Annotated in this window: 26 protein-coding genes and 1 other RNA gene; 18 read left to right on the top strand and 9 right to left on the bottom strand. The window is 50.7% G+C overall.

The genetic code is table 11. From position 1 onward, the window contains the following. Positions 1-192: 192 nt before the first annotated feature. The gene (locus tag BN4_RS12855; RefSeq protein WP_015415837.1) at positions 193-408 is read left to right on the top strand and encodes a hypothetical protein; all 216 of its coding nucleotides are present in this window, start codon (positions 193-195) and stop codon (positions 406-408) included. 153 nt (positions 409-561) lie between these two features. Here BN4_RS12855 and BN4_RS12860 read toward each other — a convergent pair whose 3' ends face one another. Next, positions 562-1,728 (bottom strand): DegT/DnrJ/EryC1/StrS family aminotransferase, encoded by a 1,167-nt coding sequence (locus BN4_RS12860; RefSeq protein ID WP_015415838.1) that lies wholly within the window; start codon positions 1,726-1,728, stop codon positions 562-564. Positions 1,729-1,934: 206 nt separating this feature from the next. On the opposite strand from BN4_RS12860, the gene hisI reads away from it, so the two are divergent. Beyond that, positions 1,935-2,309, top strand: a complete 375-nt coding sequence (gene hisI / locus BN4_RS12865) for a phosphoribosyl-AMP cyclohydrolase (RefSeq protein WP_015415839.1) — start codon at positions 1,935-1,937, stop codon at positions 2,307-2,309. Then, positions 2,309-3,187 (top strand): ATP phosphoribosyltransferase, encoded by an 879-nt coding sequence (gene hisG, locus BN4_RS12870; protein ID WP_015415840.1) that lies wholly within the window; start codon positions 2,309-2,311, stop codon positions 3,185-3,187. Before hisI ends, hisG begins: the two co-directional genes overlap by 1 nt. A 98-nt stretch (positions 3,188-3,285) precedes the next feature. Here hisG and BN4_RS12875 read toward each other — a convergent pair whose 3' ends face one another. The 3 genes from BN4_RS12875 to BN4_RS18245 form a co-directional block, all read right to left on the bottom strand. After that, on the bottom strand, positions 3,286-4,035 hold the full coding sequence (locus BN4_RS12875; RefSeq protein WP_231856539.1) for a 16S rRNA (guanine(527)-N(7))-methyltransferase RsmG: 750 nt from the start codon (positions 4,033-4,035) through the stop codon (positions 3,286-3,288). A gap of 165 nt (positions 4,036-4,200) precedes the next feature. Continuing rightward, positions 4,201-5,676, bottom strand: coding sequence for a PP2C family protein-serine/threonine phosphatase (locus tag BN4_RS12880; protein ID WP_015415842.1), 1,476 nt, complete (start codon positions 5,674-5,676; stop codon positions 4,201-4,203). Between the two features lie 6 nt (positions 5,677-5,682). Further along, positions 5,683-5,811 (bottom strand): hypothetical protein, encoded by a 129-nt coding sequence (locus BN4_RS18245; protein WP_269450394.1) that lies wholly within the window; start codon positions 5,809-5,811, stop codon positions 5,683-5,685. Between the two features lie 69 nt (positions 5,812-5,880). On the opposite strand from BN4_RS18245, the gene BN4_RS12885 reads away from it, so the two are divergent. From BN4_RS12885 to tyrS, 11 genes are all read left to right on the top strand, one after another. Further along, positions 5,881-6,486, top strand: coding sequence for a hypothetical protein (locus BN4_RS12885; protein WP_015415844.1), 606 nt, complete (start codon positions 5,881-5,883; stop codon positions 6,484-6,486). Positions 6,487-6,515: 29 nt separating this feature from the next. Beyond that, complete coding sequence (locus BN4_RS12890) at positions 6,516-7,430, top strand: hypothetical protein (RefSeq protein ID WP_015415845.1); 915 nt, start codon at positions 6,516-6,518, stop codon at positions 7,428-7,430. Further along, on the top strand, positions 7,417-7,806 hold the full coding sequence (locus BN4_RS12895) for a PqqD family protein (RefSeq protein ID WP_015415846.1): 390 nt from the start codon (positions 7,417-7,419) through the stop codon (positions 7,804-7,806). Before BN4_RS12890 ends, BN4_RS12895 begins: the two co-directional genes overlap by 14 nt. 185 nt (positions 7,807-7,991) lie before the next feature. Then, complete coding sequence (glmU, locus tag BN4_RS12900) at positions 7,992-9,371, top strand: bifunctional UDP-N-acetylglucosamine diphosphorylase/glucosamine-1-phosphate N-acetyltransferase GlmU (RefSeq protein WP_015415847.1); 1,380 nt, start codon at positions 7,992-7,994, stop codon at positions 9,369-9,371. Between the two features lie 31 nt (positions 9,372-9,402). Next, positions 9,403-9,579 (top strand): hypothetical protein, encoded by a 177-nt coding sequence (locus BN4_RS17945; protein ID WP_015415848.1) that lies wholly within the window; start codon positions 9,403-9,405, stop codon positions 9,577-9,579. A 12-nt stretch (positions 9,580-9,591) separates the two neighbouring features. Then, positions 9,592-9,861, top strand: coding sequence for a cell division protein ZapA (locus tag BN4_RS12905; protein ID WP_015415850.1), 270 nt, complete (start codon positions 9,592-9,594; stop codon positions 9,859-9,861). 29 nt (positions 9,862-9,890) lie between these two features. Beyond that, positions 9,891-10,074: non-coding RNA, 6S RNA (ssrS, locus tag BN4_RS17560), on the top strand. Positions 10,075-10,258: 184 nt separating this feature from the next. Beyond that, a complete protein-coding gene (gene rny, locus BN4_RS12910; protein ID WP_015415851.1) occupies positions 10,259-11,815 on the top strand; it encodes a ribonuclease Y in 1,557 nt (518 codons plus the stop codon). Between the two features lie 186 nt (positions 11,816-12,001). Continuing rightward, positions 12,002-12,922, top strand: coding sequence for a CheR family methyltransferase (locus BN4_RS12915; RefSeq protein WP_015415852.1), 921 nt, complete (start codon positions 12,002-12,004; stop codon positions 12,920-12,922). Between the two features lie 69 nt (positions 12,923-12,991). After that, positions 12,992-13,768, top strand: a complete 777-nt coding sequence (locus tag BN4_RS12920) for a TIGR00282 family metallophosphoesterase (protein ID WP_015415853.1) — start codon at positions 12,992-12,994, stop codon at positions 13,766-13,768. Positions 13,769-13,845: 77 nt separating this feature from the next. Beyond that, positions 13,846-15,129 (top strand): tyrosine--tRNA ligase, encoded by a 1,284-nt coding sequence (gene tyrS / locus BN4_RS12925; RefSeq protein WP_015415854.1) that lies wholly within the window; start codon positions 13,846-13,848, stop codon positions 15,127-15,129. Positions 15,130-15,293: 164 nt separating this feature from the next. On the opposite strand, the gene BN4_RS12930 is transcribed toward tyrS, so the two are convergent. From BN4_RS12930 to BN4_RS12940, 3 genes are read right to left on the bottom strand one after another with little or no spacing between them, the layout of a single operon-like run. Then, positions 15,294-16,079: an ABC transporter permease gene (locus BN4_RS12930; RefSeq protein ID WP_015415855.1), complete on the bottom strand. Its 786-nt coding sequence runs from the start codon at positions 16,077-16,079 to the stop codon at positions 15,294-15,296. Next, positions 16,076-16,729, bottom strand: coding sequence for an ABC transporter ATP-binding protein (locus tag BN4_RS12935; RefSeq protein ID WP_015415856.1), 654 nt, complete (start codon positions 16,727-16,729; stop codon positions 16,076-16,078). Before BN4_RS12935 ends, BN4_RS12930 begins: the two co-directional genes overlap by 4 nt. Before the next feature lie 2 nt (positions 16,730-16,731). Continuing rightward, a complete protein-coding gene (locus BN4_RS12940) occupies positions 16,732-17,646 on the bottom strand; it encodes a tetratricopeptide repeat protein (RefSeq protein ID WP_015415857.1) in 915 nt (304 codons plus the stop codon). Positions 17,647-18,106: 460 nt separating this feature from the next. On the opposite strand from BN4_RS12940, the gene BN4_RS12945 reads away from it, so the two are divergent. From BN4_RS12945 to BN4_RS12960, 4 genes are all read left to right on the top strand, one after another. Beyond that, positions 18,107-18,667, top strand: coding sequence for a helix-turn-helix domain-containing protein (locus tag BN4_RS12945; RefSeq protein ID WP_015415859.1), 561 nt, complete (start codon positions 18,107-18,109; stop codon positions 18,665-18,667). Positions 18,668-18,672: 5 nt separating this feature from the next. After that, on the top strand, positions 18,673-20,313 hold the full coding sequence (locus BN4_RS12950; protein ID WP_015415860.1) for an AMP-binding protein: 1,641 nt from the start codon (positions 18,673-18,675) through the stop codon (positions 20,311-20,313). Positions 20,314-20,483: 170 nt separating this feature from the next. Then, positions 20,484-21,032 carry a helix-turn-helix domain-containing protein gene (locus tag BN4_RS12955; protein ID WP_015415861.1) on the top strand — a complete coding sequence of 183 codons (549 nt, stop codon included), beginning with the start codon at positions 20,484-20,486 and terminating at the stop codon, positions 21,030-21,032. A gap of 95 nt (positions 21,033-21,127) precedes the next feature. Further along, the gene (locus BN4_RS12960; RefSeq protein WP_015415862.1) at positions 21,128-22,765 is read left to right on the top strand and encodes an AMP-binding protein; all 1,638 of its coding nucleotides are present in this window, start codon (positions 21,128-21,130) and stop codon (positions 22,763-22,765) included. A gap of 226 nt (positions 22,766-22,991) precedes the next feature. Here the strand turns inward: BN4_RS12960 and BN4_RS12965 are convergent, their stop codons facing one another. Both BN4_RS12965 and BN4_RS12970 read right to left on the bottom strand, forming a co-directional pair. Next, on the bottom strand, positions 22,992-24,677 hold the full coding sequence (locus BN4_RS12965; protein ID WP_015415863.1) for a flagellar hook protein FlgE: 1,686 nt from the start codon (positions 24,675-24,677) through the stop codon (positions 22,992-22,994). A gap of 60 nt (positions 24,678-24,737) precedes the next feature. Beyond that, positions 24,738-25,472 carry a flagellar hook assembly protein FlgD gene (locus BN4_RS12970; protein WP_015415865.1) on the bottom strand — a complete coding sequence of 245 codons (735 nt, stop codon included), beginning with the start codon at positions 25,470-25,472 and terminating at the stop codon, positions 24,738-24,740. Positions 25,473-25,480 lie beyond the last annotated feature (8 nt).

Here is a 25,480-nt window from a genome sequence, read left to right on the forward strand (position 1 = left end):
CGAAATGTCATATTCTTTTCTTTTGGTTGGAAAAGAAGCTTTTAGCTGCTTTGAGTCGATGCGTCTTGTAAGGATATAATCGACTGTAATCGTGTATAAAAAATCTCAAAATTGCCCCTTAAGGGAAGTCTCGACCAGACCGATAAGGTATGTAAGATCAATTGAAAGAACTCACCATGGACGGAGAGGCATATGTATTATCACGGATTTGACAAGAAATTCCCTTCGGGTAGCAAGTATTGGACACTATACGACGATCAGCTCATTGGCATGCTGTTTTCAAAGATAGTGAACAAGACAATGAGTGTGGAAAATTGTGAAACGGATTCTGAAGAGTTGTTGGGTGAGATGGTCCAGAACCTTTTTGACCTCTGTTTCTACATCAATAAGGATTTTCACGACTGCTAAAGTCAATTTCATTGGGATACGGAGGCTGGTAAAGAGTTGTCAGCGATACTTTTTGGCTTGGTACCGCTTTGACGGTTTGTGAATCCATTTGCAGAAAAGCCCGGCGTGACCGGGCTTTTCTGTTTTCTCTTTGTGAATGTGAAAATGAAAGGGTTATGAAATGGCCAGGCTTTTTTTTACAGCCTGGATGACATCCAGAACATCCTGGTCAGTCAGTTTTGCTGAGAGCGGGAGGCTGACTGTCTGCCGGCCGAGTCGAACTGCATGAGGGGTGTCTTCCAGTGTCCATCCAAATCGTTCTCGATAGTATGGTTGCTCGGGAATCGACAAGTAATGGACGCCAACACCGATGTTTTCGTGTGTCATGCGGATAAGGAACTCATCTCGTTCCACTCCGCATGAGTCGGGGTCTATAAGAATCGTAAAAAGATGCAAGGCATGGCGGGTGTCTGGCTCTTCGGGGGCAGGCAGGCCGATAGGAAGGGCTTTGAAGGCGTCCATGTACATATCCCACACATGGCGACGGCGAACATGGTATTCCTCTACCCGTTTAAGTTGATGAATACCGATAGCTGCCTGGATGTCCATCATGTTGTATTTGAAGCCGGCTTCAACAACCTGATAATGTTTGTAACCGTCATCCGAGAACCGCTTCCATGCATCGGCGGACATGCCGTGCAGACCAAGAATCTTGACGTGTTTGATGTCTTCTTCCGAGTTGGCCATGACCATGCCGCCTTCGCCGGTGCAGACATTCTTGGTGACATAGAAAGAGAAACAGCCGAAATTGCCAAATGTGCCGACATGCTGTCCTTTGTAAGTCGTTTCTATGGCATGGGCACAATCTTCTACGACCTTGAGATCATGTTCCGTGGCGATGCTCATGATAGCATCCATATCACAGGCTCGGCCTGCGAAGTGGACCGGCAGGATGGCTTTGGTTCGTTTCGTTATTTTTGCCCGAATCGATTCCGGGTCAATATTCATGGAAACAGGGTCGACGTCTGCAAGAACAGGGGTGCATCCCGCATGAATAATGGCATTGACGGACGCGCAAAATGTCAGTGGGGTGGTAATGACTTCATCGCCGGGTTTGAGGCCCAGTGCCACCAGGCCGAGGTGGAGCGCGGCAGTGCATGAGTTGCAGGCTGCTGCGTGACCGGAGCCGAGATATGTGGCAAAATCACTCTCAAACTTGGCGACCTTGGGACCGGTGCCGAGCCACCCAGCCTCCATGGAGGCGACGACTTCATCGATTTCGTCCTGCTCTATGCGGGGTGATCCAAAAATGAGAAAATTATTTTTTGAGCGAACTGGCATGTTCGAAAAGCTCCTTGAAAAGGGTCATGTTTAATTCGCGAGAACTAGCAGATTCCCTTGAGCTGGTAAATGGTGGCATGACGGCATTTTTTCGTGACAAGTGTGTCATGTATGCAAGCCGGAGTTGCGCTTTGAACAGGCATCCGTTATGAAACACAGCCGGTCCAATCCCGGACCGGGGTAAAAGTTCTGATACGAGGTACCGCATGATCAGACCAGATTTCAAGAAAATGAATGGGCTTGTCCCTGCCATTGCACAGGACGCCGAAACCGGCGAAATCCTGATGATGGCCTATATGAATGAAGAATCGTGGGAAAAGACCCTGGAAACCGGCGAGGTTCACTACTGGAGCCGCAGTCGTCAGGAGTTGTGGCATAAGGGCGGTACCTCGGGCCATACTCAGAAGGTGAAATCCATTCGCATCGATTGCGACGATGACACCTTGGTTCTTCTCATAGATCAAATCGGTGGAGCTGCCTGTCACAAAGGCTACCGTTCCTGCTTTTTTCGTGAACTCAAGGATGGAGAAGTCTCTGAATGCTCTCCGTTCGTTTTCGACCCTCAAGAGGTATATAAATAATGTCTGAACAATTCCTTCGACTCGGCGTTCCCAAAGGCTCTCTGCAAGATGCAACTCTGAAACTGTTTGCCAAGGCAGGATGGAAGATCAAGTTGCACAATCGTAACTACTTTCCTGATATTGACGATGATCGTATCAAGTGCTCTTTGGCTCGCGCTCAGGAAATGTCCATGTATGTGGAGAATGGAACTTTCGATGTCGGGCTGACCGGCATGGATTGGATCAAGGAAAATAAATCCGATGTCGTGATCGTGGATGATCTGATCTATTCCAAGGTCTCCAACCGCAAGGCCCGTTGGGTGCTGTGCGTCAAGGGGGATTCTCCCTACAAACGCCCGGAAGACCTCGAAGGCAAGAAAGTTGCCACTGAATTGATGGGTTTCACCAAGGAATACTTTGCTTCACAGAACATCAATGTGGATGTCTCTTTCTCTTGGGGCACCACCGAGGCCAAGGTTGTCGAAGATCTGTGTGACGCCATAGTGGAAATTACCGAGACCGGAACCACTATCCGTGCGAATGGCTTGCGTATTATCGCCGAATTGATGCAGACCAATACGCAGCTCATCGCCAATAAGGATGCATGGGAAGATCCCAAGAAGCGGAAACTTATCACGGAAATCAATATGTTGCTTCAGGGCGCACTCAAGGCCGAAAAAATGGTTGGTCTGAAGATGAACCTGCCCAAGGAAAAACTGGCCGATCTGAACGGGTCATTGCCATCTCTCAACTCTCCCACCGTTGCTGAATTGCAGGACCCCAACTGGTTGTCAGTGGAAATCATGGTCGAGGAAATGGTTGTTCGCGACTTGATTCCGAGACTGGTGGAGTTTGGCGCGGAAGGTATCATTGAGTACCCGCTGAATAAGGTTATCTAAGCATCACCAATGTCCTCGCGGGCTGCGAGAGACAAAGAAAAGACCGGAGAAGCTTCATGGCTTCTCCGGTCTTTTCTTTGTCTCTGAAAGAGCATTTTTTACAGAGTGGAGAGCGACCAGAAATATCGCTGAGAACCGGCAGCAGGATAGCTTTTGACCTCAGTGAGTTCCCAGCCTTGTGGCAATGCTTCTTTTTCAGGTGGTGGGTCATTTGCCAGAATAACGACCACACCATTGTCAGAAAGCATGGGGTGGATGAAATCGAGCAGTTGCCGCCAGGGCATGAACGCCCGGCTCAGGATGAGGTCAGCTGTTGGCGCATGTCCTGACTGGTGCAGCTTTTCAAGGGCATCTTCTGCCTTGCCGTGAAAGACGTAGGTCTCAGGCAAGGAGAGTTTTCCCAGCACGGAGCGCATGAACAAAGCGCGTTTTTCCCGAACTTCAATGAGCCAATAGCTACCGTCGTGCCATAGGGCGCGAAGCGGAATGCCGGGCAATCCGGCTCCTGCCCCCAGATCAAGGCAGAGTGGATTGGGAGTGAGGGGGAGACTGGGCAGGAAATGAGCAAGGAACAGGGAATCAACCACTAGGGTGTCGAATATATCTTTCCACCGGCAAGGGCCGACAAGATTCATCTTCCTGTTCCATTTGGTGAGCTGCTGAAGATAGGCGGCAAGGGGTCTGGCTTCGGATTTGAATATTGGTCGGCCAAGCTCTTTGGCAGCGGTGATAACATCCATTTGAGTCGGGTTTGCATTGGGCATGGCATGGCAATAAGGACTTTTGCTGCAAGAATCCAGAAAATCCTGCACGGATGGATGAAGAAAGGGAGCCTTCATCCGGGGCATGATGAAGGCTCCCCGGACGGGCATGGCTGGTGATTCGTATCTGGAACCACCAGCCTGAGTGTGACGGGCTTACGCATCAGGTGATGACTGCCTGGGCCAAGTATACAGTCTTTTCAGGCTGAAATGCTTTGACTTAAGTCAGGGGTTCAACGGTCGAATCCAGTCTTAGGGCATGCCTTTCATGACAACCATGGTCAGATCATCCTCTTGGGCGGAGCGGTTGGTAAAATCTCGTACAGCCTGATCAAGTGCGTTGAGTATCTCGGCGGAAGTTCGGTGTGCAGTGTGCCGAAGAATGTTTTGTACGCGTGAAGCTCCGAACATTTCGCCTGCTTCGGAATGAGCTTCCCACAGTCCGTCTGTGCCGATAAGGATGATTTGCGATGGAGAAGGGAAGGGCATGGAGTGTTCATGGAATTGCCATGTTTCTTCAACTCCCAATGGGATATCATGTCCCTTGAGTTCCGAGAAATGGTCAGTAGTTGCATCATAGACCAGGGCAGGCTGGTGCCCGGCATTGACCCACATGGTCATTCGCGTGACAGGGTCCAGGAGCATGGAAAAAAGGGTAATGAATCGACCTGATCCATCAAGGTCTTTGACAAGGTGCCGATTGGCATCTGCGATGTTTTGCGATGGGGCACCCGGGGAATGAGTCGACTGGCGGATGAGGGCTCTTCCCGCCGCCATAAGCAGGGCGGCTCCTATGCCATGGCCTGAAACATCTCCGACGATGACGGTGGTCAATTCACATCGATCAGCCTGACATCCTATGAAGTCATAAAAATCCCCGCCGGTTTCGTCGGAAAAGTGAGCGGCTCCGGCGATATCGAGACCTGGGACTGTGGGTGCGGTGCTGGGAAGAAAGTGCTGCTGTACCTCCTGGGCGATGAGGAGTCCTTCTCGCATGCGGACGCCTTCGCGCAGGGCTGAAATCATGGTGTTGGTGTGTCCTGCGATAACGCCAAGTTCATCGCTTGTAGCAACCGGAACCCGTTGGGAGAGATCTCCATTGGTGACGTTCTCCAGAATTCTGGTTTCATTGTCAAAGAGCAGGCGGAGGTTTCGGGCATATGAGAAGACAAGATTGATGACCATGCAGAGCAGGAAGCCCATGACGAATATGATTTCAACGAGGATGGAGCGGCCGAGCATGGCAATGGACGCTGTGTGCACGTCCTGTTCTGCCAGCCAATTGACGTCGCGGATGAGAACCAGCAAAATGATGCTGGTGATGAGAATCAGAATAGTGGTCGCGGCCAGGGAAAAACGTCTGGTCAAAGGTGTCAGACGTTGCGGAGGTTCAAAAGGCCCCTTGCCGGAGAGTGCTGTTCGGATAACGGTTTGCTCTCGCGCCAGGGAGAGGTCGAGCGCAGCAAAAAGTCCGACTGTAAATATACCGAGGACGAGTTTGATGCCACTTTGCATCAAGGGAAAATCATGGATGACCAGCAGAATGAAGGCCATGGCTATTCCGCCGATGAGGAAAAGTGATATCTCCAGTCGAAATTGCATCACGGATTGTCTGATGGGCGGGGTTCGCCTCAGCCACCAGTGCTCGCATATCCCTCGCGCCAGGTAGACGATGGTCATCGGGATCAGTATAATTACTCCGAGCTCCCAGACCGGGAGCTGAACCATGAGTGGTCAGACCTGCCCGCCATAGATTGCTCCGCCGAGAACCGTGAGCAGGTAATAAGCGAAAGCCCGTCTCGGGAACGCTGCCAATTTCATGAGGTGCTCCTGTTTTTTCTCTATCCCTTTGCCATTGGACACAATCTCGTTTAATCATGATTGTACCATGACAGTGGTGAATATGTCTTCTCCAGCAAGGTGGTTATTATAATGAAAAAGATTCTTGTTCTGATATGGGTCATGACACTCCTGCTGCCCGTGACTGCAAGGGCTGGCGGTACGCTTCCCATGACTTTGGCGGGGATATCCTTGGGAAAGGATGTCAACACCTATTCGGAATGTTGTGACATGACCTTGGCAACCCCCATCCCGGATGCTCCTTTTTTGAGCGAAGTCCATCTGACGCCCCATTTTATCCCCGGCATACGGGGGGGAAGTCTGACATATGGCAATTGTGCCAAGCCTGGTAAATTGGTGCGTATCAAGCTCAAGTTCAATGACAGGAGTCAGGACCTTTTTGAGCGGCTGCTCAAGCGATACAAGAAGGTCTATGGCAAACCAGATAGTTACGAGGGGGATGCTTTTCGGAATATCATTGGTTGGAAATGGAATTTTCATCAGGGGGATGAGCGGGTTTCCCTGTTGCTCATGTGGAGTCGTGACAAGGAAATGCGTCCCGGAGTTTCCATAAAGATGTCACTGACATCCATGATTGATCGTGAATATCAATGCTTTAGGGATGACTATGAGGCCATGGAAAGAAGTCATGGTGGGCCTTCTGTCATTCGGCATCTTGATGATTTTGTTGCCAAATAGCATGAGTAGAGAGCACGCGACGGATTAGAATGCATGAATATTGTTGGAATGGGATAGGACTGACTGTCCCTGACGGGTGGGAACCGGCGGCTCTTGAGCGGGATGGTTTTCTGCTGGAAAGCAGGGGAATCCCGCGATGTGAGTTGAAATGGCGTGTCATTCAAGGGACTTTTTCTTTTTCAAAACATCTCAAACGGCTGGTCAGAAGTCATAAGGGCGTGCAGGTCCGTGCTGTCGCCTTGGATGAAACGCCGACAGCATGGCAGGATTCCGTCCGGCGGCTGGAAGAGTCGGGGATGCGTCTGCATTCTTTTTTTTGGCAGGGAGAAGGGGGTGCCGGGCTTGGTGCTGTCATGCACAATCCCGCCTCGGGGCTTGCGGCTCTCACCCAGTTTTTCATTGCCAATGATACCGATGAAGTTTGTGCTTCCCGTGCGTTGGCAACATTCAGGGACTACTCCGGAGGGAGGACAGTGCCATGGGCCATGTTCGGTTTGCGCGGTCGGGTTCCGGCCGAATATGTTCTTCAGACATTTTCCTTCAAGCCTGGACACTACATGGTGCGATGGTGGTTGGCGAAATCGCCGGATAGATCAGGACGACCGCCGACCGGCAAAGGGTGTGGCACGTCTCTGGTCTTTGAACGATTTGCTCCGGCATCCATTCTTCTCAAGGGCACGACCCTTGACGAATGGACGCGGAGCGTGGTTGACGAGCGATTGCCTCTGTCCATCCCGCTGGAAGGGGATTCGGCTCATGTGCTTTGGAAAGGAGCGGCGCGAGCGTCCTTTTTACGGACTTTTTTGCGACGGACAGTCCTGACTCGCGGTCGGGTATGGACAACAGAGACACAAAACGCCATCCTTGTTGTTCGAGCCAATGGGGTGCTTCCGATACGGTCCGAACATTTCAACGCCATCTGCGAGTCGTATGAGCTTGTCTAAAAAACGTCCTGTGCGGCCAGTTCTCTCACGCGAAGAAGCTCTGAGCATGATCCCGGTCCGTAATGCGGAAGTTGAGGAGACCGTCCTTCCCAATGCTGCGGTGCAGCTTGCCTACCCGCTCGCAGTCAAACCGTGGTTCGGACGCCTTGCCGAATCCGTGGGGCTTTGGGATAAACGGCCCATGACCAAGCGGTTGGAGCTTGATGAGATGGGCGCTTTTGTCTGGCAGCAGATTGATGGGCGACGCTCTGTTCGGCAGATCGCCAGTGCTTTCGTGGAGCAGTATCAGGTGCAGGTGCGTGAAGCGGAACTCAGTGTCACTGCTTTTATCAAGACCATTGGTCAGCGCGGAATCATTGGTTTGGTTGGCGACTAATTCTATCAGGCCATTTATGCCTGGAGAGCTCTGTTTTCCGGGGAAAAAACGGTTTTTGGCACCCATTGGTGGCAATGCTTTGGTTCGAGCTTGAATTCACGGTTGTTCTTTTCTTGCCGAGCAGTTAATTTGCACGCAATTGATATGCGCAAGAGCATGATAAAAACCGTTCAAACGGAGATTCTATGTCTGAAATGTCCACTACAGCCGTTGTCCTTGCCGCAGGCAAGGGAACACGGATGCATTCTGCAAAGCCCAAAGTTTTGCAGACAATTCTCAATGAGCCGATGCTCTATTATGTTTATGCTGCCCTGGCGCCACTTTTCAGGGAGAATATACTGACGGTGATCGGGCATGGTGCCGAGATGGTCGAGTCAGCATTTCCGGAGAAGAAGGATTCCTTTGTGATCCAGGAGGAGCAGCTGGGGACCGGGCATGCACTTCAGGTTGCCTGGGATGCCGTGAAAAAAAACGGGGCAACCCATTGTCTGGTCATCAATGGCGATACGCCCCTGGTGACGGTTGAGGCGCTGGATCGACTGACCAGTGTGACCGGCTGTTGCGATCTGGCCTTCATGACCATCACGCCCAAGGATGTCGGAACGTTTGGACGGGTGGTTCGTGACGAGGACAGGCGGATCACTTCCATTGTCGAGGCCAAGGATTTTGACATGAATATCCACGGTCCCATTACCGGGGAAGTGAATGCCGGTATTTATCTTTTGAAAATCGAGACCATTGAACCGTTGCTGGATGCCTTGAAAAATGAAAATGCCAGTGGCGAGTATTACATTACGGATTTGGTCGCCTTGGCTGTTGAACGTGGATTAAGCGTTGACGGAGTGCAGTGTGGGGATGATATCAGTCTTATGGGCATTAACAGTCCACGGGAATTGGTGGTTGCCGAGAACACACTTCGGCGGCAGACTGTGGATGAACTGATTGACGCAGGAGTCCTGATTCACAATCCTGATACGGTGACCATTGGTCCTGGTGTGACTGTGGAGCCGGGAGCGGAAATTTTCGGCCACTGTGAAATTTACGGAGCCTCCTATGTCAAGGCAGGCGCTCGTCTGGGATCGTATACATATATAACGGATTCTACCTTTGAAACAGGCTGTAATGTCAAACAGTTCTGCCATATTGAAGGAGCCGGAGTCGGTCCGGACTGTGTGGTCGGTCCCTATGCGCGTCTTCGTCCCGGAGCTGTGCTCAAGCGAGGAGCAAGGGTCGGGAATTTTGTTGAAATAAAAAAAGCCGTGCTGGGTGAAGGAGCCAAGGCGAGTCATCTGACATATCTTGGCGATGCTGATGTCGGAGCCGGAGCGAACATTGGTGCAGGAACCATCACATGCAATTATGACGGCAAGAATAAATTTACAACGGTCATAGGGGAAGGGGCTTTTATCGGGTCGAACACTGCTCTGGTCGCACCAGTCTCGGTCGGCCGGGATGCTCTGGTAGGAGCCGGCTCTACTATAACCAAGGACGTGCCTGAAGCGGGTGGTGCCATAGCCCGAGGCAAGCAGATAAACATCAACCGTCGATTGAAAAAATCAGATTGATTTTTGATTGGTACAAGGATAAATACAAGGTATGGAAATTGTTGCCCGACTTGAAGAAAGATTCAACGAGTTGTTAGATAAAATCAAGTATTTGAAGGAAGAAAACCAGCGCTTGAGGGAGGAAGTCGAGGCCGAGCTGAACAAACGGCACGACATCGAGTCTCGCATTGATACGCTTTTGGGGAAAATCCAAAACGAACTGGAATAACAGCGATATACGATGCCACGTTACACGTTGAAACTGTTTGGCCTTGAGATATCCTTCAAGACGGATGCGGAAAACAACCGCATAAATGCTGCGCAAGCCTATCTGGAGACGAAATATAACGAGCTGCTTTCCGGGGCAGGCGAGTTGAGCAAGGAAAAGGCGTTAACTTTTCTTTTGCTCAGTTTGGCTGATGATTACCTGGTCAACTCGACGAAACTTGCGTTGCTGGAAGAGAAGATCGGAAAGATTTTGGAAAAGACCGAAGAAGACCCAGGCCGATGATAGGAAGGGACTCTCGGTCAGGCAAAGGAATTACCCTGGGGCGTTTGTGATTGCCCGGAGTGTTATTGAGCCAATGCTCTGATTAAGGGCGACGACTCCAGCGTGCTGGTGTGCATGCCCGGCGCAGCCGGGAAGCCTGAAGGCACGCGAGACATGCCCACCTGGACATACCAGGTTCAAAACAAACTGGTAACACGGCTTCCCGGGGACCCAAACCGGGCCGGGGGGAAACCCCCGGCCGGACGATATATAGCTTTAAGCCTGCCATTTCAACCGATCCAGCGTTACTCCATACGTCTCTTCCTTGCGTCTTCCGCCGTCCGTGCACACTTATGCGCGGCCTATGGCGTCAACAGACCGCCCAACGTCTGTCAACATAAACGTAAGGAGAACCCCCATGTTAACCGAAATCGTCATGATCGGTGCAGGGGCAGGATTTGGTCTGGGGGCCGGATTTCTGCTTCAAAAATACATCGCGGACAAACAAATATCGGATTCACAGGGACTGGCGCACCGTATCGTCGAAGAAGCCAGAAAAGAGAGTGAAGCCTTGAAAAAGGAGTCCCGTCTCCAAGCTCAGGACGAAATATATAGTCAGAAGCAGGCATTGGAGAGAGACTTCAAGGATCGCGAAGGTCATCTCAAGGGAGAGGAAAAGCGCCTCCATAGCAAAGAAGAGCGGCTTGATGCAAAGCGGGAGAAAGTCGCGGACAAGGAAGCCCAGGTTGTCGAGTTGCAGAAACAACTCATCAAGCAGGAAAAACATCTGGACGACCTTGAAGAGGAATTGAGCGAGAAAGCTGACGAGCACGAGCGTAAATTGCAGGAAATTTCCGGGCTGACTGTGGAAGAAGCGCGGGAGAATTTGCTGACTGAGATAGAATCCCGCACTCGTCATGAAGCTGCCAAGATGATCCGCAACATCGAGATGGAAGCCAAGGAAAGTGCCAGCAAAAAAGCCAAGGAAATACTGTCGCTTGCATTGCAACGATACGCCGGAGATTACGCGGGAGAGCAAACAGTCACTGCCGTGACTCTGCCTTCCGAGGATATGAAGGGGCGTATCATTGGGCGTGAAGGGCGCAATATTCGCGCTCTGGAAGCCGCGACCGGGGTTGATTTGATCATCGATGATACCCCAGAGACCGTCGTCCTTTCTGCCTTTAGCCCGCTCAAGCGGGAAGTCGCAAAGCAGGCTTTGGAGCGTCTCATTCATGATGGCCGTATTCATCCGGCCCGCATTGAAGAGATCGTCAAAAAAGTTGAGAGCGAAATGGATACCAAGCTCAAAGAGATAGGAGAGCAGGCGACTTTCGATGTCGGTGTTCATGGTATCCACCCTGAGTTGGTCAATCTACTTGGCCGGTTGCACTATCGTACTTCCTTTTCTCAGAATGTCCTTCAGCACTCCATGGAAGTCGCCTTTCTGTGTGGTGTCATGGCTGCGGAGCTTGGATTGAATGAAAAGGAAGCAAAGCGCGCAGGGTTGCTGCATGATTTGGGTAAAGCTGTCGATCATGAGATCGAAGGGCCGCATGCCATAATCGGTGCTGATCTGGCCAAGAAGCACGGTGAGTCCAAGGATATTATCCACGCCATTGCGGCACACCATGAAGATACGCCGCCCATGTCCATCCTGGCCAATCTGGTTCAGGCTGCCGACTCTCTGTCCGGCGCACGGCCCGGCGCACGCAAGGAACTCCTTGAGAATTATGTCAAACGGCTGGAAGAGCTTGAGGGGCTGGCCACGAGCTTTGATGGTGTTTCCAAGGCATATGCCATTCAGGCTGGCCGCGAGATTCGCGTCATGGTGGATTCGGAAAGAATCGGCGATGAGAATACATATGTCCTGTGCAAGGATATTGCTGAAAAAATAGAAAACAACATGACATATCCGGGGCAGATTCGCGTGACCGTCATACGGGAAAAGCGGGCTGTGGGATATGCAAAATAAATGATCATCATGAAGAAGCCCGATTCAAGTGAATCGGGCTTCTTCTTTTGATGATTGGAAGGAAGGCGAAGACATATTCCGGTGCTGGTAAGGCAATTTATCATGGTGTTGTGATTGACATCTGGTAAGAATGGCACGGATGGTCACCTGTGCAACCAAAACTGATGGTCATGGAGCATTGAGAGAATGAACCCGAACAAGCCGACTGCGACATCCAATGCTTTTGGCACGATCGATGATGCCAAACTCAAGGAATCAGTGGATAAATCCATGACTGTTTTTCGTGAGGAATTGGGTGAAAATGAATTTCGTCGATTCTCGGAACTTATTCAGAGTGAATTCGGCATCAAAATGCCCCCCACCAAGCGAGTGCTGCTCCAATCTCGATTTCAGAAACGGCTTCGTGCGCTTGGGATGCATTCCTACAAAGAATATTGCGACTATGTCTTTTCCGAGCATGGGCATGAGCAGGAGCGCAAACATCTCATAGATGTCGTCACGACCAACACCACACATTTTTTTCGTGAGCCGAAACATTGGGATATCATTAATCAGATCGTGCTTCCTGATTTATGGCAACGGGGCATCGGCCGTGGCACTCCGCTTAAGCTTTGGAGCGCGGGATGTTCCAGCGGAGAAGAGCCATACACCCTTTCCATGATTCTTTCCGAATTTCAATCGCACCACTCCGGGTTTGATTTTTCGATTCTCGCGACGGATATTTCCACTGAAATTCTGCAAAAGGCCAAGAGGGCAGTCTACGCACTCGAAAAAGCAGATGAAATCCCGATGGAGATGAAAAAAAAGTATTTGCTCAAGAGCAAAAAAAAACCCCTCATCAAGATCGATTCCGCCCTTCAGCAGAAGGTGACTTTCCAACGTCTCAACTTCATGGATAATTTCAAGCTTCAGGAAAAGCAGGATATTATTTTTTGTCGAAATGTCGTCATTTATTTCGACAGGGCCACACAGGTCGTACTTTTCAACAAATTCTGCAATAATATCAAGACAGGTGGCTATCTTTTCATAGGCCATTCAGAGAGTTTGTCTGGAATGCAGCTCCCCATCAAGCAGGTTGCCCCCACAGTTTTCAAGCGTCTGGGTTGACCCGGACGGATCGGATGACTATCCCTCCCCTAGCCAGTTGTTCACTCTTCCATAGGGGATTTTCAATTCATGCGTATTCTGTTTCTTGGTGACATTGTCGGGCGTTCCGGCCGAAGGGCTGTCAAAGAGAATCTTCTCCGTATCCGACAGGAACAGGGGATAGATCTCGTGTTCGCCAATGGTGAAAATGCCAGTGGCGGATACGGGCTCAAATCAAAACATGCTCAAGAGTTCTTTAAGGTTGGGATAGACGGGATCACCGGCGGCAACCATATTTGGAAGTATAAGGATCTCTATTCCATGTTGCAATCTGACGGCAGAGTGTTGAGGCCGCATAATTATGCGGATCACCTCCCTGGTTCCGGGGTGCATGTTTTTGAAAAAGAGGGATTGCCACCTGTTGCCGTGATCAATATCATCGGGCGGACATTTATGCCGCCAATTGATTGTCCGTTTGCGTCCGTTGAGTCCATCCTGGATGAATTGGCTCCTGATATTCCTGTTCGGATAGTTGATTTCCATGCAGAAGCCACGGGTGAGAAGATCGCTATGGGATATTTTTTGGAAGGAAAGGTCTCGGCAGTGGTGGGAACACACACTCATGTTCAGACCAATGATGCGAAGGTTTTGACTGGGGGAACGGCATATTTGACAGATCTCGGCATGTGTGGGGCAATGGATTCCTGCTTGGGGATGAAGCCGGAAATTATTCTTGACCGTTATCTGACTGGATTACCCCGGCAGCTTGAAGCAGCGCCTGGTCCGGGAGTTTTACAAGGCGCGATTTTTGACATAGATGAGACCTCCGGACGAGCGCTTTCCATAGCGCCGTACCAGCAGGTTTAAGGACTGCGCAATGCGGGAACAGTAGAGAAAAATGCCTGGGTTAGAGGGCGTTTTCCTTTGCAACAGACGAGGATGAAATGAATATTTATGATGAGTTGAAGTGGCGGGGATTGGTTAATCAGGTTTCTGACGAAGACAAGGTGCGCGAGTATCTTGGTCAGCCTGGTGCCACCATGTATTGTGGTTTCGATCCCACGGCTGAAAGTCTTCACATCGGTAACCTTGTGCCATTGCTGTGTCTTGCCCGTATGAAACGAGCAGGCCACAATCCTCTCTTCCTTATGGGTGGGGCTACCGGATTGATCGGTGATCCGTCCGGCAAGGACAAGGAACGCGATCTTTCTCGCATGGAAGACCTGGAAGCCCGTGCTGAAAAAATCAAGGGCCAGGTTCGGCGTTTCTTTGAGCGCAATACCAAGGAACGGCCGGACATCGTCAATAACTATGAGTGGACAAAAGATTTGACCGCCATTGAGTTGTTGCGTGATGTGGGGAAATATTTCACCGTCAACTGGATGCTTCAGAAAGAGTCCGTCAAGGGACGTATCGGACGGGAAGAAGTCGGTATTTCATATACCGAATTCAGCTATATGATTCTTCAGGGGTATGATTTTTATCATCTTTTTAAAACAAGAAATTGTCGTCTCCAGATTGGCGGTGGTGATCAATGGGGAAATATCACTGCTGGCTGCGAGCTGATTCGCAAGCGAAGCGCACTTGAGGATGACACTCAGGAAGAGGCGTTTGCTCTCACTTTCCCACTCATTACGACGGCTTCAGGAAAGAAATTCGGCAAGAGTGAAAAAGGTGCCATTTATCTGAACCCTGATATTACATCCCCTTACGCATTCTATCAGTATTTTATCAACACTGATGATCGTGATGTCATAAAATTCCTCAAGCTTTTCACTTTCCTGGATAAAGAGCAGATTGCCGTATTGGAAAAAGAACAGGAAGAAGCCCCTCATCTGCGTTCAGCGCAGAAACGGTTGGCCGAGGAAGTGACCCGCATGATTCATGGCCAGCCGGAGCTTGACAGGGTTCTGGCCGCGACCGAAGCGCTTTTTGGCAAAGGTGAACTCAAGTCGGTCGATCCGTCCACTCTGCGAGCTGCCTTGGAGTCCGCTCCGAGCCGGCATTACGCGCCTGGTGATGTCCCGGATATCCCACAGATGCTTGTTGATCTTAAGTTGGTTGCCTCTAAGGGACAGGCCCGCAAGGATATCAAGGGCGGTGGCGTTTATTTCAATGGAAATCGTGTCGAGGATGGTCAGGATGTGACCGATCACGACTTCATTGGAGGAGAGTTGCTCGTGATCAGAAAGGGGAAAAAGAATTATGGTTTGATCACCAGGGGGTAGAGTGTCTTTTTTCGGGATTGTTCCCGAAACGATGGAGCGCCCCCTGCTTTTGACAGCGCATGACAGGCACCCTGAAAACATTTGTTTTCAGGGTGTTTTCTTTTGGAGTGGATGTTTTTTTGGAGGGTACTGAAGGTGAAGAGAAGGCTGTTTTCAAGGAAAAGTCAACGCAGAAGGAGGCGGTGTGCATTGGAAAAACACCGTTTTCTGACCAGGCCTGTAATGAGAAGGACGCCGAGTGAGGTTGATGCGACAATCATGAGCATGACGACAATTTGGTATCTGATTGCTATCAAAGGGTCTGTCCCGGAGAGGATTTGTCCGGTCATCATGCCTGGGAGGGAAACAAGTCCTACAGCCATGAGAGAATTGATGGACGGGATCATTCCTGCTCGAACGGAATCGCGTAGAATGTCTTGAGAAGCTTCACGGTAGTCGGCCCCAAGAGTGAGGCGCATCTCCACTTCGGCGCGGCGTATTTTGAGATCGGAAAAAAGTCGATCAAGGGATATGGAGATGGCAGTCATGGAATTGCCGACAATCATACCGGCCAAAGGAATGAAGTATTGTGGCGTCCACCATGGGCGTGCTCCAACAATGACGCCTGTGACAAGAAAAGTCACGAGGGTATAGGAGACAAACATGGCGATGTAGGTCGGGAGCACAAAGGGGATGGTCTGTTCCCTGACGCGCCCCTTGATGATATGCACAGCGGCCGCGATCATGATCGAAAAAATGAGAAGAACCAACCAGCTTGCCTGGAGTGCGAAGACAAACTTGAGGACAAACCCCATGAGGAAAAGTTGGGCAAAGGTGCGCACTGTTCCTATTATGAGGTCTTTGCCGAGGCCGAGCTTGTGGTAGAGCGAGGTGCCCCCTGCCAGCAGGACAAACCCGAGACACAGGGCGAGTTGGTATGGGCCGATCTCGATGATTTGTGCGGTTATCATACATATTCCAGGGTCTGGTCATTGAATTGAATGGAGTGAGTAACACCTGGCGGTTTTTGTTGCGAATGGGAGATCATCACGACAGTCATTCCATTGTTTTTCAACTCCATGGCTTTTTCGAGAACCACGAGCGTGCTTCCGGGATCGAGCGATGCAGTGGGTTCATCCATCAGAATGATTTCCGGATCGAGCAAGAGGCTGCGAATAAGGCAGAGTCTTTGTGCCTGACCAACGGAAAGGGTATCGGCCCCGGTCTCCAAAGTGAAACAGTCGAGGAGAAAAGACCCCAGGTAGGATTCAAGAGCATCATCAGTCGGAGGCATCAGAGACTTGTTGGCCTTGAACATGAAAGGGAGCATCAGGTTTTCCCGAACTGTTCCTTTGGAGAGTGAGGGGATTTGCTGCACGTAGGCGATGGAGCGTCTGAGGTCGGTGGGAGGAATATCTTCATATGGTGTGCCATTATATGTGACCTGACCCGACTGAGGCTCTTCGAGTCGACAAAGGAGGCGGAGCAGGGTGGATTTCCCGGCACCGGAAGGTCCACTGACAAGACAATAGGTTCCGGAATCAATGGTTATGGATGCCTGTTTCAGAATGACAGGGCCGTCTGCGTATGCAAATGAAACCCGGTCAAGAGTGAGTGACATGGTCAGCTATCCTGCTTCTTGATGTAAGCGAGGAATTTGTTGGCTTCTTCAAAGCTCGGATTCAGTGAGAGGGCTTTGTCCAGATTGGTCGTACAGTCGTCTTTGTCTCCGCGCTCAAAAAAAGCCCTGGCTAAATTGTAATACAGATTTTCATCATCCTGGGTGATTTCAAGTGCGCGAGTATAATATTCGACCGCTTGATCCAGCAGATTGGATTTTCGCAGGCTGATACCGAATTCATTGAAAAGATGTTTGTGCTCAGGGGCGAAGGAGGCATCCAACCCAACGACCCGTTCAAAAATGTCTTCAGCTTTAGCAGGTTCTCCCCGTTCCATATAAGTCAAACCGAGGCCGAAATTGGCGCGAACATTTTCCTCGTCAAAGTCGAGGGCTGCCGCGTATTCAAATTCGGCAGAGTAGAGTGCGCCTTGGTCACGCTGTTCTTCGGCGCGTTTGAGCGTTGTATTGAGTTCCTTCATTCGAGGAAAGACTTCCTGCTGATAGAATTCCAGTTCAGGGTTGAAGCGTTGCAGAAAGTCTTCCATGGGGATGGAATCCTTGGGACCGGAGGGCACATTGTGTTTATTCAATGGTTGGACCATCACGGCAGAGGCGTCGGCATTGTCATTTTGCTCGGCAAACCAGTATGCTTTCTGGATCATCTTGCGCGTGGTTGTTCCGGTGCCGACCTTGGCGACGGTCTGTGTTGAGAAAACGCCGGATATTTTACCTCTGCTGACATCAGAAGGAATATCGACAAGTGAGTCCCCATCCTGAACCACTTTCGAGGTCGAGTGTGTCGCATTGGGCACAGTCGATCCTTCATCAAGTTCAGCTTTGGGCTTTTCCCCTGTTTGAGGGGTTGCGGAGTCGGAACTGATCTGCTTGTCAGTTCTGTTTTCTGAATCAGGTGTCACGTGATGTCCTCAAAAGGCAATTCTTAATATTTACAAAGGAAAATACACCTCTCGGGCAGTCTTGGCAACCGGGTATCTATGGCTTTTCATAACATAGAGTCTCTGCAAATCGGAAGAAAGAAGATTCTCCCCACGCTCCAGAGTATGCAATGTTCCGCTTATGCGAGTGCTCCCAATAGAGACATGATTGGTTTCAAGCAAGTGCATTGCCACTTTTGGTCGACTCGTCGAGGAAGGAAGTTTTGCGTGTCATGCCATTGTGACGGAATGAACGGCTTTTCTCCTCTGATTGAGATTGACGTTCATATTGTAAAAGTCTGATGATAAAGAGGCGACTTAATGACTTTCCGATTTGATTCAGGTAGATGCAGTGGCTCAAGATTTACTGTCTTTGTCAAGGTCCGCTTTGCAAAGATTTTATATATGTATGTTAATATAGATGCTTAAGGAGAAACAAAGTATGACCAGCATCGGTAAGAGGATTCAATCCTACCGTGAAAAACAGAACCTGAGCATTGAGGATCTGGCCAGCCGGACTGTCCTGCCCGAAGAATTTATTCGGGCCATTGAGGAAGAGGATATGTACCCGTCACTGCGCCCCCTGGTGAAGCTCGCTCGCGCATTGGGCGTTCGCCTTGGAACCTTCCTTGATGATCAGGTCTCGAGCGATCCTTTGATCGTTCGGCTGGCCGAGAGACAGGAAGAACTGACCATGCATCCTGATGGCAAAGAGCCGGGGGTGGTTTTTCATTCGTTGGGCAGGGGGAAGACTGACCGACATATGGAGCCGTTCTTTATCGAATTATTACCGGAATCATGTAAGGATGAGTCTCTGTCTTCGCATGAGGGAGAGGAGTTCATCGTGGTCCAATCCGGTCAGGTCCGCATCAAGTATGGGCAGGAAGAGTCAATTCTCTGTGCGGGAGATTCGGTTTATTTCAATTCCATCGTACCGCATAATGTGGCCTGTGGCGGTGAGGAAAAAGCCGAAATCTACGCTGTCCTGTATTTCCCGGAGTAGAAAATATGCCAGCACTGCAAGAGAAAACTCTGGGGCAATTACTGGATGAGACAATCGCACATTGTCCGGACACGGAAGCTGTTGTCTATGTTGACCGCGATTTTCGTCTGACTTATCGAGAATTTGGCGATTTGGTTGATACTGTGGCCAAGGGGTTGATGGCCCTGGGAGTCCAGAAAGGGGAAAAAGTGGCGGTATGGGCCAATAATGTGCCCTACTGGGTGACACTCCAGTTTGCCACGGCCAAGGTGGGCGCGGTCCTGCTGACGGTCAATACCCACTATCGATCACATGAACTGAAATATCTGTTGGAAAATTCCGAAGCCGAAAATCTGTTCATCATTGGCGAGTATCGTGATCACGATTACTTGCAGACCGTGTATGAACTGATACCGGAGCTGAAAATTCAGGAGCGCGGTCAGCTCAAGACTGAAACCTTTCCGCACCTCAGGAGGGTTTTCTATCTGGGGCACGAGAAACATCGAGGCATGTACTCCATTCCCGAACTTCAGGCCATGGCGGCCATGGTTTCAGAGCAGGAGTATGCCGAGAGACAGGCCCTTCTTGATCCTCATGATGTCGTCAATATGCAGTATACTTCAGGCACCACCGGGTTCCCCAAGGGAGTGCAACTCTCTCACTATAATATCGGTAATAATGGTTACTGGATCGGAAAGAATCAGGATTTCAGGGTCGGGGACAGATTGGCACTGACAGTGCCGCTCTTTCACTGTTTCGGGTGTGTGCTCGGAGTGCTCGCCTGCATCAATCATGGGGTGACCATGGTTATTCTGGAAGATTTCGTGGCCTTGGAAGTCATGAATGCCATTGATCAGGAAAAGTGTACCGCTGTATACGGTGTCCCAACCATGTTCATAGCCATGCTTGATCATCCCATGTTCAAGCGATTTGATTACTCCACCTTGCGCACCGGTATCATGGCCGGCTCCCCATGCCCTGTGGAAGTGATGAAGCGTGTCATGGATAAGATGAACATGACTGAAATAACCATCTGTTACGGATTGACCGAAAGCAGCCCCGTGATGTCCCAGACAAAAATCGGAGATACCATGGCGCATATGACCGAAACCGTGGGGACAGCAATGCCCGAGGTGGAGATCATGATAGCGGATCCGGAAACCGGTGCGGAGTGTGAACCTGGCATCCAGGGAGAAGTTTGCTGTCGAGGCTATAATGTCATGGAGGGGTACTACAACAACCCCAAGGGGACAGCCGAAGCCATTGATGCCAATGGATGGCTGCATTCCGGGGATCTGGGAGTCATGGATGAGGATGGTTATCTGTCCATTACCGGGCGTCTCAAGGATATGATCATTCGCGGTGGGGAGAATATATACCCTCGTGAAATCGAGGAATTCCTCTATACTATGGATGGTATTCTCGACGTTCAAGTGGCAGGTGTCCCTAGTGCTCGTCTTGGTGAAGAAGTTGGTGCTTTCGTCATTTTGAAGGAAGACGCCGATTTGATGCCTGAAGATGTCATGGACTATTGTCGTGGGAAGATATCCCGTTACAAAATTCCGAAATATGTGGCATTTCTGACAGAGTACCCGATGACCGCTTCAGGAAAGATACAGAAATACAAGCTGCGTGAACATGCACATGAATTGTGGCCGGATGCATAAGGCGCTCTTTATGAAATAAGGAGTGGGAGGAACCGTGATTCCTCCTGCTCTCCTTCATTATGAAGTTTTTTGCCTGGTTGGAAGGAAGAAGACAGGACAGTTTTGAGAGTCTGCGCGGGGAGGGCCGGGGAAGGTTTCCTGACGCGTTGAGAAAATCCATGGAGGTTACTGTGGAACAATACAAGGACATTGCGCCCCGTTTGATCGGTTTGCGCGAAGGGATTGGTTGGACACCAGGGGAAATGGCTGACCTGCTGGGAGTCTCAGAGGAGACGGTTACCGGATATGAGTCAGGTGCTATGGAAATTCCTGTGGGATATATGTTGGATGTTTCCCGGTTGTGCCGGGTCGATTTGACGACATTGATTTCCGGGCGGGAACCACATTTGAAGTCCTACTCACTGGTGCGCAAAGAGGAAGGCTTTTCCGTGGATCGGCGAGCGGATTATGATTATAAGAGCCTGGGGTACAAATTTGCTGGGCGGCAGATGGAGCCATTTCTGATTTGTGTTCCTCCCAAAGGTGGAGACGACATGGTTGAGACTGCTCATCGCGGGCAGGAGTTCATTTACGTTCTCGAAGGGCGTCTTGAGATTCGCATGGCCGGGGAGCCGCTTATCGTCGAAGCCGGAGACTCCCTGTATTTTAACTCGGAAACTCCGCACGCTCTGCGTGGGTTGGATGGCAAGGAAGTCAAGTTTCTCGACGTAATTCTATAGGGCTGAACGCAGAGACGTTCCGCCCGGCCCAAGTTTTGAGAGGTTTTCTGTTTTTAAACCATGATAAACTCAAAGAATTACAGAGAGATACTACTATGATGTTGAATCACGACACCTATGCTGGCTACACTGACTTTTGTACCCGCTATGAGCTTGCCTGTCCGGCTGATTTTAATTTTTCCTATGATGTACTGGATGTAAAGGACCCACAGCAAGTCGCTCTCATTCATGTGGATGATGCAGGTATTCGGCGCGAATTCAATTTCGGTTTTTTTCAGGAGACTTCCTGTAGGCTGGCAAATTCACTGAGGTCACAGGGAATCGGAAAGGGCGATCGAGTCATGCTCATCGTCTATCGCCGGGTAGAATACTGGACGATCATGCTTGCGTTGCATCGCATCGGAGCCATCCCAATCCCGTCGCCTTCGTTGCTGACGAAAAAAGATATTGTCGAGCGGGTCAATTATGCCGATATCAAGGCTCTTTTTTGTGAAGATTCCATTTGTCCTCGCGTCAATGAAGCCCTGCCTGAATGCAAAAGCCTCAATGTGCTGGTTCAGATTGACGGCATGCTGAATGATGGATGGTTCGGCTATGAAACATTCATGGCAGAGGGAGCCGCCTCCTGTCCGCGAACTGTTGAGACTCCAGGGGGGGATGACCCCATGGTTATCTTCTTCTCGTCCGGGACAACCGGGATGCCCAAGATGGTCTTGCATAATTATAAATATCCCTTCAGTCACTACACAACCGGCGCTGTCTGGCATGACCTGAATGAGGGAGATATACACCTGACGGTTTCAGATACCGGGTGGGGCAAATCCGTCTGGGGGAAATTTTACGGACAATGGATGGCTGGTGCAGTCATTTTTGTATGGGATTTTCGTGGGAAGTTTGATGCATCTAAGCTGCTTGAGATAGTGGCTGAGAACAAGATTACGACCTTTTGCGCACCTCCGACAATTTATCGATTCCTGGTGCGTGAGGATTTGAAGGCATATGACCTGTCCGCCCTGCGCCATTGTACTACGGCGGGTGAGCTGCTCAATGATTCAGTCTTCCATGCCTGGAAGGCAGCCTTGGATATGCCCATCTACGAGGGATACGGCCAGACAGAGACCACGTTGCAGGTCGCGACCTTCAAGTTCATGGAACCTAAGCCTGGCTCAATCGGGAAACCTGTTCCGGGCTGGGATATAGCGCTCATGGATGAAGAAGGCAGTGAAGTGCCCCAAGGTGAAGAGGGAGAAATTTGTATTCGAATCGATAAGCCCGTGCTTGGCCTTTTTGAGAGTTACATGGATGAGCCGGAAAAAACGGCTTCTGTCAAATTCGATAACTGGTATCACACCGGCGACAAGGCCTGGGCTGACGAAGACGGATATCTTTGGTTCATGGGGCGGACCGATGATCTGATCAAGAGCTCCGGCTATCGCATCGGTCCCTTTGAGGTCGAGTCAGCTCTGGTTGCTCATGAAGCTGTTATCGAAGCAGCCGTGACAGGCATCCCTGATGATGTGCGGGGACACCTGGTCAAGGCGACTGTGGTTCTGGCCTCCGGCTTTGAGGGGAACGAGGTTTTGACAAAAGAATTACAGGCTTTTGTGCGTGATCTGACAGCTCCATACAAGTATCCAAGAATCATCGAATATGTGGCTGATTTGCCTAAGACCATCAGCGGCAAGATCAAGCGCAAGGAAATTCGGGAAGCTGATCTCAAAAAATATGTTTAGATATTAGCCTGACCCTGTTTTTAGAAGTGAAAGAAACGCCCTCGTCTCCTCTGGATTCGGGGGCACTTTTTTTGGACCCTGTCGGGAGTTTGCAGGGAGTGGAAATCAAGGCGACCCAGTGTTTTTTACACCGGGTCGCATGATCTTCGGTTGTCCCGCGCGGGTCAGGCGCGGGACAGTCGTGGAGAAGGAGTCGTCAGTATGGGTTACATCAGACTCTATTCGCTTATCGTTTCATGGCGATAACTTCGCCAAGCATGGAGTCTGTTGTGGTAATCATCTTGGTGTTGGCCTGGAAGCCGCGTTGAGTTGTAATCATTCTGACAAACTCGGTAGCCATATCAACATTGGACATTTCCAGAGCATTGCCGTCGATGGTTCCCTTACCTGCTGAACCAGCTTGTCCTGTCAGGGCCGGGCCGGAATCCTTGGTTTCCGAGAACAGGTTACCGCCCTCACGCCATAGTCCGTGCTCATTGGTGAATGTGGCCAGTGTGACTGCATAGAGTTCCAGTACCTGTCCGTTGGAATAGTGTCCGGTCAGGACGCCTTCGCGTGAGATGGAAATATTCTGCAAGATACCTGCTGAATATCCGTCCTGGCTTTGGAACAGGGTTGAAGAACCTCCCGTGTCGTAACTTTGGGTTGCCAGTGCGCTGATGGCCGGGTCCTTGAAACTTGGCAACCATCCAGAATTACTTGTGTAAAGTAATTGCGCTGCGCCCGCAGTTGTTGGCAGGGTTCCCAGATTGGAACTCCACCCCTTGGTGGTGGAGCCTGTTCCGTTACTGGACAGGTCTTCATTTGAGATACCGAAATCAATCTGGATGGGCGAAGCATTGGCTGCTTCAGCCGTACTCGCATTTTCCTCACCCAGGAAGTTGGCGGTCATGACTGGGTATCCAGTGGTAGAGAAATCAGCCAGGCTCCAGTTGTCGAGGTCTTTGGGACCACCGGATGCTCCGCCATTGCTCTTGAGTGTGAACGCCGACATGCCGGATAATTGCCCGGAGGTGAATGTCAGAGTCCCGATCATCAGGACACCTGCAGCGCTGGTCAATCCTTGCCCAACTGTCGTCAAGTTGCCATCCGCACCGGAAAGCATGCGTTGGTCAGCGGTTGGATCGACGGTGACCATGTATTCCCACACTGTGTCGCCGCCAGCGTTACTCATGGTGACTTTGTCGAAATACACTGTCAGGTCATGTCCGGTCCCGATGTCGTCATAGACCTTCATTGTGGTTGAGTATCCATAAAGGGTCGGTGCGAGCGGGGTGTCTTCTGATCCGTTCCAGTTCTCGAACATGGCAAAATAAGGTGATGTTGAGCTGGTAGAGTTGTCGGATGAACTGGGGTCCAGATTTGTTACGATGGACACGTTGCTTGTGGCATTGGGGGACGACTGGAAGTTTTCAAGGCGGATATCGGTGGGGGTGCCGATGATTCGGGTTGAACTGCTTGTCGAACCGGAAGAGGTGCTTGTGGTAGAAACGGTGGTCGAAGACTGTTCTACGGCCCACCCCTGGAGAGCGTACCCATGCGGGTCAACCAAATATCCGTCATTGTCGAAACGGAAATTGCCCGCTCGTGTATAGTAGGAATCGTCTTCCCCAACTGGTGAAACAACGAAGAATCCATCGCCTGAAATAGCCATGTCCGTTGATTCGGTTGATGCTTCAAAAGCACCTTGACCGAAATCTGAATACACTGACGAAACTCGAACGCCTCGTCCGACCTGTCCGACGCCGTTGACCGTCGCGAAATCCTGGCTCAGCAAGTCCTCGAAGTGCATTCGAGTACCTTTGAAGCCTGTGGTATTGACGTTGGCAAGGTTGTTGCCGATAACCGTCATTCGCTCGGAGTGCACGGTCAGGCCGCTGATGCCTGCGTAAAGTGATGCTCCTAAACCCATAATAACCTCCTCATCTCTTCTCCAAGAGTCCGAACGGGATCGCTCGGCAAAAATCGTTTGCTATTCATCGGTCTCTTCCGTGGTTTCTTCGGGGTCGGTGACGGATTCACTGCCGGGGTCGACAATTTCCTTCACATTCAGGAAGCTGATAAAGCGGCCGTCCTTGAGGCGCAGATACTGTGTCCCGCCCTCATTGACCACGGCATCGACCGTTCCCGATATCTCAGTCTGGATCAGGACAGCTTCGCCATCAATGTCCTCGCCGAGTATGCCGACTCCGTATGAGCCGTCGGGCAGGGTTTGTCCTGCGTCATTTTTGCCGTCCCATTCGTACTGGTAGGAGCCAGCCTCCTTGCTACCCAGTTCGACGGTTCTGACAATGCTTCCTTCAGAGTCGTATATATTCATCATGATTGATGAGACCGATTCGCCAAATCCGTAATAAATCGTGGAGACATCGCCGTCATTGATGCTGATCTTGTAGCCTTCGGCCTTGATGTCCTTGCCGATGAAACTGACAGCGGAGAGCATATCGCTCTGTGTCATGGAGTCGCTCAGGTTCGTAATGCCCTCATTGATGTTGGTCAGCTGCTCAAGGCTTGAGAACTGTGCCAACTGGGAGGTCATGTCCGTGTCCTCCATCGGGCTGAGGGGATCCTGGTGGGTCAATTGGGCGACCAGAATCGACAGGAAATCCTCCTGCCCCAAACTGGAACTGTGGTCCGGCGTGTTGGATGCGGCCAGCCGCTCCTCCTGTGCGCCAAGTATGACACCTGTGTTATCTACGTATGACATAGGGGACC

Source organism: Pseudodesulfovibrio piezophilus C1TLV30 (assembly GCF_000341895.1).
In the GTDB taxonomy this organism is placed as follows: Bacteria; Desulfobacterota; Desulfovibrionia; order Desulfovibrionales; family Desulfovibrionaceae; genus Pseudodesulfovibrio; species Pseudodesulfovibrio piezophilus.